6 protein-coding genes and 1 tRNA gene are annotated in these 11,223 nt (G+C 66.4%); 2 read left to right on the top strand and 5 right to left on the bottom strand.

Going from position 1 to position 11,223, the window contains the following annotated elements; translation table 11 throughout:
- The first annotated feature begins 25 nt into the window (after positions 1–25).
- Positions 26–412, top strand: coding sequence for a hypothetical protein (locus tag QFZ53_RS07170; RefSeq protein WP_307294987.1), 387 nt, complete (start codon positions 26–28; stop codon positions 410–412).
- A gap of 227 nt (positions 413–639) precedes the next feature.
- On the opposite strand, the gene QFZ53_RS07165 is transcribed toward QFZ53_RS07170, so the two are convergent.
- Positions 640–721 (bottom strand) — tRNA-Tyr (locus QFZ53_RS07165).
- 86 nt (positions 722–807) lie between these two features.
- Positions 808–1,725: a PfkB family carbohydrate kinase gene (locus tag QFZ53_RS07160; protein ID WP_307294985.1), complete on the bottom strand. Its 918-nt coding sequence runs from the start codon at positions 1,723–1,725 to the stop codon at positions 808–810.
- Positions 1,726–1,812: 87 nt separating this feature from the next.
- Here QFZ53_RS07160 and QFZ53_RS07155 point away from each other — a divergent pair, with 87 nt between their 5' ends.
- Entirely contained in the window at positions 1,813–2,412 is a 600-nt protein-coding gene (locus QFZ53_RS07155; RefSeq protein WP_307294983.1) for a hypothetical protein, read from the top strand.
- Between the two features lie 269 nt (positions 2,413–2,681).
- Here the strand turns inward: QFZ53_RS07155 and rpoC are convergent, their stop codons facing one another.
- The 3 genes from rpoC to QFZ53_RS07140 all read right to left on the bottom strand — a co-directional run bounded on the left by rpoC (position 2,682) and on the right by QFZ53_RS07140 (position 11,222).
- A complete protein-coding gene (gene rpoC, locus QFZ53_RS07150) occupies positions 2,682–6,557 on the bottom strand; it encodes a DNA-directed RNA polymerase subunit beta' (protein WP_307294982.1) in 3,876 nt (1,291 codons plus the stop codon).
- A gap of 73 nt (positions 6,558–6,630) precedes the next feature.
- Positions 6,631–10,131 carry a DNA-directed RNA polymerase subunit beta gene (gene rpoB / locus QFZ53_RS07145; protein WP_307294980.1) on the bottom strand — a complete coding sequence of 1,167 codons (3,501 nt, stop codon included), beginning with the start codon at positions 10,129–10,131 and terminating at the stop codon, positions 6,631–6,633.
- 215 nt (positions 10,132–10,346) lie between these two features.
- On the bottom strand, positions 10,347–11,222 hold the full coding sequence (locus QFZ53_RS07140) for a MurR/RpiR family transcriptional regulator (RefSeq protein WP_307294979.1): 876 nt from the start codon (positions 11,220–11,222) through the stop codon (positions 10,347–10,349).
- Between the last annotated feature and the right edge of the window lies 1 nt (position 11,223).

The raw sequence follows: 11,223 nt of genomic DNA, 5'->3' as shown, positions 1-11,223 counted from the left end.
GCCCTGCTGCACCAACTCCACCTCCGTGCAGTTCCACGTCAACGACGGCGGCAAGTACGAACAGCACCACCGGTACAACTCACCCGAATGGCAGCGCATCCACAGTTACGGCCGCCAGGTCATCGAGTCGTTCAATTACAGCCTCAAGCACGCGGACAACGGGCTCGCCGACTCCACCTCACGCCGCAAGCGTGGCGAGGCCGGCCAGACTTTCCTCGTGCTCCTCGGGGTCATTGCGACGAACGCCGCGCGCATCCTCGACTGGGAGCAGCAGTACTTCGACGGAACTCCAGCGCCGGACGCGCTCTCCCGCCATGCGCGCAGCACGCGGCCAGTGAGCGCGCGTCCACGCCCCTCAAGGAAAGGCATGTCGGCGAGCCGCAAGGCGCAGTTGGGACTGAGCGTCGCGTAGAGGACTTCATCGACGCAGACATGTACGGGTGCGAGGAGGATGACGTGTTGGCGGCGGCGCCGGAGGAAGGGGTGCTGGTCGCGGCGAAGGCGACTATCCACCCGACGTGAGTGTGGCGATACTCGTAATGGGAGAACGAAGAAGGCCTGCCAGTCGTCCGGCAGGCCTTCTTCGTAGGTGTTTAGATCCGAGAACATGTGAGTTCTAGATCCGAGAACACCCCACGGTGGCGAGTGAGGGATTCGAACCCCCGAAGTCGAAGACGGCTGATTTACAGTCAGATCCCTTTGGCCGCTTGGGTAACTCGCCATTGTGCGCCCGCCCGACTTGGACAGCCAACCAGGGGCACGAGTATCAATCATACCTGTCGGCAGCGGTCGCGAGAAATCGAGCCGTCAGCTGCCGTACACCCCGCGCTCGGCGTCGGCCAACGACTCCGGCGTGCGCAGCAGACCGCCCTCAGCGCGGCACGTCGCGGCCGCCACATCCATCGCTCGCTGCAGCAGAGCCTGCATGTCGGTCTCCCCCGCTACGAGCCCGGCGGCGACGGCGGCGAGAGTCGCGTCGCCCGCCCCGACCGTGTCAACGATCCGCCCAGGCAGCGCCGAGATCGGCGCCCGCACGACGCCGGCATCCGATTCCAGCACCGCGCCGTCTGCGCCTGCAGTCGCGAGCACGGCATCCGCTCCCGATCCGCGCAGCCGCGCGCGCAGCGCGTCGAGGTCTCCGTCGTACAGCAGGTCGGCGTCGTCCGCTCCGACCTTCACGATCACGGCATCCGCTGCCACGCTCTCGAAGCCCCGCACGAACTCCTCCCGATCGCGAAGCATGCCCGACCGCGGATTCGGATCCACCGCGACGCGCGCATCGGCGACGGCGTCGGCCAGCGCATCGACCTCGGCCGGGACGTCGAAGGGGAAGCAGCTCACGGCGACGAGGCCGGCATCGGCGATCGCCTGCCGGGCTTCATCGGAATAGCGGATGCTGCGCGCCCGCGCCGCCTCGTTGAACTCGTACTGCGGTTCGCCGCTCTGCGACCACGTCACGATCGCACGCGAAGAGCCGTGCGGAGCGGCACTCGCGATCAGCCGGACATCGTGGTCGACGAGGTATCCGCGAATATGCGCGCCCGCCTCGTCATCGCCGACCATCGCGATCAGCGTCGTCGGCACGCCGAGGCGGCGGAGGCCGACAGCCACGTTCAGGGCCGCTCCCCCGACGAGCTCCCTGACGCCACCGGCGTCTCTGATCTCGTCGATCAGCGCGTCGCCGATGACGACCGCGCTCCCCATCGCTGCAGATTCGGTGCTCATTCTGCCGACAGTACCTCAGGACTCCGGATCGACGACACGCGATCGCGCCCCTATCGCCGGGAGAAGCCGGGACGATACGTTGTGCGCATGAACGCTCGACTCGCCGCCGGCGCCGCCGCTCTGCTGCTCACCGCCGTGCTGACGGGCTGCGGCCCGTCGGATGCCGGCGGATCGAACGGCACGCCGAAGCCGACATCCGATGAGACGATCGCCTCACCCGGAGCATCCGACTCTCCCACGGCGTCTCCGTCTCCCACCGCCACGACCAAGGGCATCGCGCTGCCGACCGACTGCCGGGCGATCCTGTCAGAGGACGTGCTCTCGCAGCTCGGCGACACTCCGCTCAACGACGCCGCCTTCGGCCCGTCCGGCGTGGGCGCCGACGGCACGCTCACCTGCATCTGGGCCGACCCTCGTGCCGACACCACACGGCTGGTCACCACCATCTCGAAGATGAACCGCGGCCCGGCGCTCGACATGCTCAACGCGCTCGTGACCAACGAGGGCTTCGCGTGCTTCACCCCCGACGGCGGCACGCGCTGCGAGAAGACCTGGCAGAACGAGCAGTACCCCGTCACCGACGGCCGCACGCTGTTCTGGCGCGATGACGTGCTCATCGACACGCGCTACTCGAACCTCGCGCCCAGCGGATACACCTCGGCCATCATCGCGCACCTGTTCGACTAGGAGCGTCCGCGTCGCGGCGCGGATTCGCGGCCTCCGCTCTTCTGTTCGGGAGGAGATCTCGCGCTCGGGCTGAGGAATCTCCGCGAAACCTCAGCCCGAACCTGCGTTCTCCTCCCGAACGAGCGCGCGGGCACAGGGCTTGCGCACACGAAGAAGGCCCCGGGGCGAACCCCGGGGCCTTCTCAGTCACTCAGATCAGTTGTGTCGCGACTTCGTCGCTCGACAACCTCAATCGGCCGGACGAGCAAGCTCGCCGGCTCTCGCCTCAATCAGTTGTAGGTACCCGGCGTGATGTCGTCGGTCGAGAACGCGTCGAAGTCGACGTAACCGAAGTCGCCCTCGGCGTACGCCCCGTCGGATGCGAAGATCCGGTTCGGGTAGCGCTCGCTCTTCGCCTCTTCCGTAGCCTCGACGGTGACGTCGCGGTACTTCGAGAGTCCCGTTCCGGCGGGGATGAGCTTACCGATGATGACGTTCTCCTTGAGACCGACCAGCGGGTCGCGCTTGCCCTCCATGGCGGCCTGCGTGAGCACGCGGGTCGTCTCCTGGAACGATGCAGCCGACAGCCACGACTCGGTCGCGAGCGACGCCTTCGTGATACCCATCAGCTCCGGGCGACCCGACGCGGGGCGCTTGCCCTCGGCCACGGCCTCGCGGTTGATCGCCTGGTAGCGCTTGAGGTCGACCATCTCACCCGGCAGCAGGGTCGTGTCGGCGTGATCGACGACGGTGACCTTGCGGAGCATCTGACGGACGATGACCTCGATGTGCTTGTCGTGGATCGGCACACCCTGCGAGCGGTAGACGCCCTGAACGCCGTTGACGAGGTAACGCTGCACCTCGCGGGCGCCCATGACACGCATGACCTCCTTGGGGTCGAGCGTGCCCACCAGGATCGGCTGACCGACCGTGACGTGCTGGCCGTCCTCGACGAGGAGGGTCGCACGGCGCAGGACCGGGTAGACCACCGGCTCGTCGCCGTTGTCGGGCGTGAGGATGACCTTCTTGGCCTTGTCGGTCTCGTCGATCGTGATCCGGCCGTCGGCCTCTGCGATCGGCGACGCACCCTTGGGGGTACGAGCCTCGAAGAGCTCCTGGACGCGGGGCAGACCCTGGGTGATGTCATCCGCCGATGCCGAACCACCGGTGTGGAACGTACGCATCGTCAGCTGGGTACCGGGCTCACCGATCGACTGAGCGGCGATGATGCCCACGGCCTCGCCGATGTCGACGGTCTTGCCGGTCGCGAGCGAACGGCCGTAGCACTGTGCGCAGACTCCGACAGCCGAGTCGCAGGTGAGGACCGAGCGCACCTTGATGGTCTCGACACCCGCCTCGACCAGCTTGTCGATGAGCACGTCGCCCACATCGTCACCCGCGGAGGCGAGGACCTCGCCCTTGCTGTCGACGACGTCGGACGCCAGGGTACGGGCGAACACCGAGTTCTCGACGTTCGCGTCGCGCACCAGCTGACCCTGCGAGTCGGCGGCGGCGATCGGGAGCTCGAGGCCCTTCGACGTGCCGCAGTCCTCTTCGCGGATGATGACGTCCTGCGAGACGTCGACCAGACGACGGGTCAGGTAACCCGAGTCGGCGGTACGCAGAGCGGTGTCGGCCAGACCCTTACGGGTACCGTGCGTCGCGATGAAGTACTCCGCCACCGACAGACCCTCGCGGTACGAGGAGATGATCGGACGCGGGATGATCTCACCCTTGGGGTTGTTCACCAGGCCTCGCATACCCGCGATGTTGCGGATCTGCAGCCAGTTACCACGGGCGCCCGAGGACACCATGCGGTTGATGGTGTTGTCCTCAGGGAAGTTCGCCTTCATCGCGGCCTGGACCTCGTCGGTCGCCTCGGTCCAGATCTTGATGAGCTCCTGGCGACGCTCGACGTCGGTCGTGAGGCCCTTCTCGTACTGGGACTGGACCTTCGCGGCCTGCTTCTCGTAGCCGGCGACGATCTCGGCCTTGTTCGGCGGGGTGAGGATGTCGCTGAGCGCGACGGTCACACCGGAACGAGTGGCCCAGTAGAAGCCCGCGTCCTTGATGCGGTCGAGCGATGCGGCCGTCTCGGTCTTCGGGTACTCCTCGGCCAGCTTGTTGACGATCTGCGACAGCTTGTTCTTGTCTGCCTGCTCGCGGACGAACGGGTAGCCCTTCGGCAGCGTGTCGTTGAAGATCGCCTGGCCCAGCGAGGCGTCGACGAGTCCGTGACGCTCGTAGCCCTCGGGAGCGTCGCCCTCGAGGAACGTCAGACCCGGGATGCGGATGCGGACCTTGGCCTGCAGGTCGAGGGTGCCCTCGTCCTTGGCCAGGATCGCCTCGCCCACCGAACCGAACGCGCGACCTTCACCGGCCGCTCCCGCCTTGACCGTGGTCAGGTGGTGCAGACCGATGATCATGTCCTGCGAAGGCAGGGTCACCGGACGGCCGTCGGACGGCTTCAGGATGTTGTTCGACGCGAGCATCAGCACGCGGGCCTCGGCCTGAGCCTCGACCGACAGCGGCAGGTGCACAGCCATCTGGTCACCGTCGAAGTCGGCGTTGAACGCCGCGCAGACGAGCGGGTGCAACTGGATGGCCTTGCCCTCGACGAGCTGAGGCTCGAAGGCCTGGATGCCGAGACGGTGCAGCGTGGGCGCACGGTTCAGCAGCACCGGACGCTCGCGGATGATCTCCTCGAGCACGTCCCAGACCTCGGGACGGGTGCGCTCGACGGCGCGCTTGGCCGCCTTGATGTTCTGCGAGTGACCCAGGTCGATCAGGCGCTTGATGACGAACGGCTTGAAGAGCTCCAGGGCCATCTGCTTGGGCAGACCGCACTGGTGCAGCTTCAGCTGCGGGCCGACGATGATGACCGAACGGCCGGAGTAGTCGACGCGCTTGCCGAGCAGGTTCTGGCGGAAACGACCCTGCTTGCCCTTCAGCATGTCGCTGAGGGACTTCAGGGCGCGGTTGCCGGTACCGGTGACGGGGCGACCACGGCGGCCGTTGTCGAACAGTGCGTCGACGGCCTCCTGCAGCATGCGCTTCTCGTTGTTGACGATGATCTCGGGGGCGCCGAGGTCGATCAGACGACGAAGACGGTTGTTGCGGTTGATCACACGACGGTAGAGGTCGTTGAGGTCGGAGGTCGCGAAGCGGCCACCGTCGAGCTGCACCATCGGGCGCAGCTCCGGCGGGATCACCGGAACCACATCGAGGACCATGGCGGCCGGGCTCATGCCGGTCTCCAGGAACGAGTTGACGACCTTCAGGCGCTTGATCGCGCGGATCTTGCGCTGACCCTTGCCCTCGGAGATCTGCAGGTGCAGGTTGTCAGCCTCGGCCGCGAGGTCGAAGGCCGCCAGGCGACGCTGGATGGCCTCGGCGCCCATGTGGGCCTCGAAGTACTGACCGAAGCGGTCCTGCAGCTCGTGGAAGACGTCGTCCTCGGGGCGGAGTGCGCCGACCTCGAGCGTGCGGAAGTCCTCCCACACGCGCTCGAGCTTGGCGATCGCCTCGTCGGCACCCTTGCGGATGAGCGACATCTCCTTCTCGGCGGCGTCCTTGACCTTCTTCTTCTGGTCGGCCTTGGCACCCTCGGCCTCGAGAGCCGCGAGCTCCTCCTCCAGCTTGGCCAGGCGCTCCGCGATCTTGGAATCGCGGCGGTCGCCGAGCGTCTTCAGCTCGAGGCGGATGTTGTTCTCCTGCGTGCCCAGGTCGCGGTGACGAGCATCCTCGTCGACCGAGATGACCATGTAGGCGGCGAAGTAGATGACCTTCTCGAGGTCCTTCGGCGCCATGTCGAGCAGGTAGCCGAGGCGCGAGGGAACGCCCTTGAAGTACCAGATGTGGGTGACGGGAGCGGCGAGCTCGATGTGGCCCATGCGCTCACGACGGACGGAGCTCTTGGTGACCTCCACGCCGCAGCGCTCGCAGACGATGCCCTTGAAGCGGACCCGCTTGTACTTGCCGCAGGCGCACTCCCAGTCGCGGGAGGGGCCGAAGATCTGCTCACCGAAGAGCCCATCCTTCTCGGGCTTCAGGGTGCGGTAGTTGATGGTTTCGGGCTTCTTGACCTCGCCGTAGGACCACGCGCGGATGTGGTCTGCGGTCGCCAGGCCGATGCGAAGCTCATCGAAGGTTGTTGCGTCGAGCACTAGTTCTCCTGTGTCGGAATTCTTTGTGAGAAGTCTGGGTGGTGGGCCGCCGCCTCAGGCGGCGGCCCAGACCTTAGATCTCGTCGATCGAGGCGGCCTCGAAGCGGCTGGAGATGTTGATTCCGAGCTCCTCCGCTGCGCGGAAGGCCTCGTCGTCGGTGTCACGCAGGTTGACAGCCGTGCCGTCGGCCGAGAGGACCTCGACGTTCAGGCAGAGGGACTGCATCTCCTTCATGAGCACCTTGAAGGACTCGGGGATGCCGGGCTCCTGGATGTTCTCGCCCTTGACGATCGCCTCGTACACCTTGACGCGGCCGAGGATGTCGTCGGACTTGATCGTGAGGAGCTCCTGGAGCGCGTACGCGGCGCCGTAGGCCTCGAGGGCCCACACCTCCATCTCACCGAAGCGCTGTCCACCGAACTGCGCCTTACCACCGAGCGGCTGCTGGGTGATCATCGAGTACGGACCCGTCGAACGCGCGTGGATCTTGTCGTCGACCAGGTGGTGGAGCTTCAGGATGTACATGTAGCCCACCGAGATCGGCGCCGGGAACGGCTCGCCGGAGCGGCCGTCGAACAGCTGCGTCTTGCCGCTCGAGTCGATCAGGCGCACGCCGTCACGGGTCGGGGTGGTCGCGTCGAGAAGACCTGCGATCTCCTCCTCGCTCGCACCATCGAACACCGGGGTGGCGACCTTGGTGCCGGGGGCGGCCTCGAACGCGTCCTTCGGGAGCTTCGCAGCCCACTCCGGAGTGCCCTCGACCTTCCAGCCCTGCTTGGCGATCCAGCCGAGGTGCGTCTCGAGGACCTGGCCGAAGTTCATTCGACCGGGGATTCCGAGCGGGTTCAGGACGATGTCGACCGGGGTTCCGTCCGCGAGGAACGGCATGTCCTCGATCGGAAGGATCTTCGCGATGACGCCCTTGTTGCCGTGACGGCCGGCGAGCTTGTCGCCCTCGGTGATCTTGCGCTTCTGGGCGATGTAGACCACGACGCGGCGGTTGACGCCCGAGCCGAGCTCGTCATCGCCGTCCTCGGCGTTGAACTCCTTGACCGCGATGATCGTGCCCTGCTCGCCGTGGGGCACCTTCAGAGAGGTGTCACGGACTTCGCGGCTCTTCTCGTTGAAGATCGCGCGGAGCAGGCGCTCCTCGGCCGACAGCTCGGTCTCGCCCTTCGGCGTGACCTTGCCGACGAGGATGTCGCCGGGGCGGACCTCGGCGCCGATGCGGATGATGCCGCGCTCGTCGAGATCCTTCAGCAGCTCGGGGCTGACGTTGGGGAGGTCACGGGTGATCTCCTCCTTGCCCAGCTTCGTGTCGCGGGCGTCGACCTCGTACTCCTCGATGTGGATCGAGGAGAGGGTGTCGTCCTTCACCAGGTCCTGGCTCAGGATGATCGCGTCCTCGAAGTTGTAGCCCTCCCACGTCATGAACGCGACGAGGAGGTTCTTTCCGAGGGCCAGCTCGCCGTTCTCGGTGGCGGGGCCATCAGCGATGACCTCTCCGACCTCGACGCGCTCACCGGCCGAGACGACGACCTTCTGGTTGTAGGACGTGCCCTGGTTCGAGCGGTCGAACTTGCGCAGGTGGTACTCCTGCGTGCCACCCTCGTCGAGCATGACGATGACGCGGTCGGCAGAGACCTCGGTGACGACACCGGCCTTCTCGGCGGTGAGCACGTCACCTGCGTCGATGGCGGTGTAGCCCTCCATACCGGTTCCGACCAGCGGCGAGTCGCTGCGCAGCAGCGGCACGGCCTGACGCTGCATGTTGGCGCCCATGAGCGCGCGCTGCGCGTCGTCGTGCTCGAGGAACGGCACGAGCGAGGTCGCGACCGACACCATCTGGCGCGGCGAGACGTCGATGTAACCGATCTCCTCGGGGAGGAACAGGTCGACCTCACCGCTTCCGCCCTTCGGGCGTGCGAGCACGTGGCTCTCGCGGAAGCGGCCGTTCTTGTCGAGCGGGGCGTTGGCCTGCGCGATGTTGAAATCGACCTCTTCGGATGCCGTCAGGTAGTCGATGTGCTCGGTGACGACACCGTTCTCGACCTTGCGGTACGGGGTCTCGATGAAACCGAACGAGTTGATCCGCGCGAAGGTCGCGAGAGCACCGATCAGACCGATGTTCGGGCCTTCAGGGGTCTCGATCGGGCACATGCGGCCGTAGTGCGAGGGGTGGACGTCACGGACCTCGACGCCTGCGCGGTCACGGCTCAGACCACCGGGGCCGAGAGCCGAGAGGCGGCGCTTGTTGGTCAGACCCGCGAGCGGGTTGTTCTGGTCCATGAACTGCGACAGCTGAGAGGTTCCGAAGAACTCCTTGATCGCGGCGACGACGGGGCGCACGTTGATCAGGGTCTGCGGCGTGATCGCCTCGATGTCCTGCGTGGTCATGCGCTCGCGGACGACGCGCTCCATGCGCGACAGGCCCGTGCGGACCTGGTTCTGGATCAGCTCGCCGACCGCGCGGATGCGACGGTTGCCGAAGTTGTCGATGTCGTCGGTGGCGATGCGGATCTCGGCCTGCTTGCCGCCGCGGATGCCGTCGAACGTCTCGACGCCTGCGTGGATGCGCACCAGGTACTTGATCGTGGCCACGATGTCGGCGACGGTCAGCACCGAGTCGGTGAGAGGCGCGTCGAGTCCGAGCTTGTGGTTGATCTTGTAGCGGCCGACCTTGGCGAGGTCGTAGCGCTTCGGGTTGAAGTAGAAGTTGTCCAGCAGCGCACGGGCGGCCTCGGCGGCGACCTGCTCGCCCGGACGGAGCTTGCGGTAGATGTCGCGGAGCGCATCTTCCTTCGTGACGATGGTGTCCTTCGCGAGGGTCTCCTCGATGGAGGGGAAGCCGGCGAACTCGGTGAGGATCTCTTCGCTGGTCAGGCCCAGGGCCTTGAGGAAGACGGTGACGGACTGCTTGCGCTTGCGATCGATGCGCACGCCGACCTGGTCGCGCTTGTCGATCTCGAACTCGAGCCATGCACCACGGCTCGGGATGACGCGAGCGGAGACGATGTCCTTGTCGGAGGTCTTGTCGGGAGTCTTGTCGAAGTAGACACCCGGCGAGCGCACGAGCTGCGAGACGACGACGCGCTCGGAGCCGTTGATGATGAACGTGCCCTTGTCGGTCTGCAGCGGGAAGTCGCCCATGAAGACCGTCTGGGTCTTGATCTCACCCGTGAGGTGGTTCATGAACTCGGCCTCGACGTACAGCGGAGCCGCGTAGGTCTTGCCCCGCTCCTTGCACTCCTCGATGGAGTACTTCTCCGGCTCGAGGTAGGGGTTCGTGAACGAGAGCTGCATCGTCTCGCCGAGGTCCTCGATCGGAGAGATCTCCTCGAAGATCTCGCCGAGACCGGAGATCTCGTTGACGTCGGTGCGGCCCTGTTCCTTGGCCTCTGCGACACGAGCCTTCCAGGCGTCGTTTCCGACGAGCCAGCCGAAGGACTCGGTCTGCAGAGCCAGCAGGTCAGGGACCGTCAGCGTGTCGGAGATCTTGGCGAACGAAAGACGGGATGCTCCGCGTCCGTTCTTGGTGGTGGTGGATGTGGATGCGTTGGGAGCAGCAGCCAAGGGAATAACCTCCGTGAGCCCCGCAGGGCTTCTCGATTCCTTTGTCGTCAGGTGGAGTAGCGCTCAGAGCTCAACGTATGCCGACCACCATATGAGGGCACGGAGAAAGGAGCGCAACTACCAACTATAGACACGAATCTGCGACATGGCAAGTCAAATCCTTGACCAATTCCGGATGCTGCGGTAAAAGCACTCGGGCGATGGGCGGACGCCGCTCACTCCTGCGGTGTCCGTCGTCGCTGCGCCGCCGCATCGTGCGTGAGCTGCAGCGGGATCGTCACGGGGGCGCCGCTGTGCTGGACGACCCGCACGAACAGGATGTCGACGAGCACGAGCTGCGCGATGCGGCTGGTCATCGCCGCCATGCGGAACGGCGATTCGTGCGCGTGCGTGAGCAGCACCACGTCGGCCACCAGCGCCAGTTCCGACTCGGCGGCGCTCGTCACCGCGACTGCGAGCGCACCCGCATCGCGGGCCACCTCGACCGCCCTCAGCACCTCGGCGGTCTGCCCGCTGTGCGAGAACGCGATCACGACGTCGGACGAGGTGCGCAGCGACGCGGTGGTGAGCGCCAGATGCGGATCGGCCGAGTGCGACACGGAGAATCCGATGCGCGCGAGCTTCTGCTGCAGATCCTGCGCCGTCAGAGACGACGCCGCCTGGCCGAACAGATCGATGTGTCTGGCCGCGACGAGAGCGCGCGCGACCCGGTCGAGGGCTTCGGCGTCGAGCCCGCGGGCGGTCGTCTCGATCGCGTCGATCTCCTGCGCCGCGAGCTTCGCTGCGATTGCCTCGGGACCGTCATGCGAGTCGATCGCCGTCGTGTCGAGCCCGAACCGCGCCCGTTGCGCCTGTGCGAGCGTGATCGTGCGTGCGGCGGCCACCCTCAGCTCGCGATAGCCGCTGAACCCCAGCGTCTGCGCGAAGCGCGCGACGGTGGAGACCGAGGTGCGGCACAGCTTCGCGAGATCGTTGATGGCGAGGTCGACGACGAGCGTCGGGTCGGCGAGGATCGTGTCGGCGACGCGCGCCTCTGCCGCGCTCAGTCGGGGAAGTGATCTGCGAACCAGGGCGAGAACGTCGACGTCCACG

The organism is Microbacterium natoriense (genome assembly GCF_030816295.1).
GTDB lineage: Bacteria > Actinomycetota > Actinomycetes > Actinomycetales > Microbacteriaceae > Microbacterium > Microbacterium natoriense_A.
Note: the sequence above shows the minus strand (reverse complement) of the source record. Positions and strands in the feature narration are given on the sequence as shown.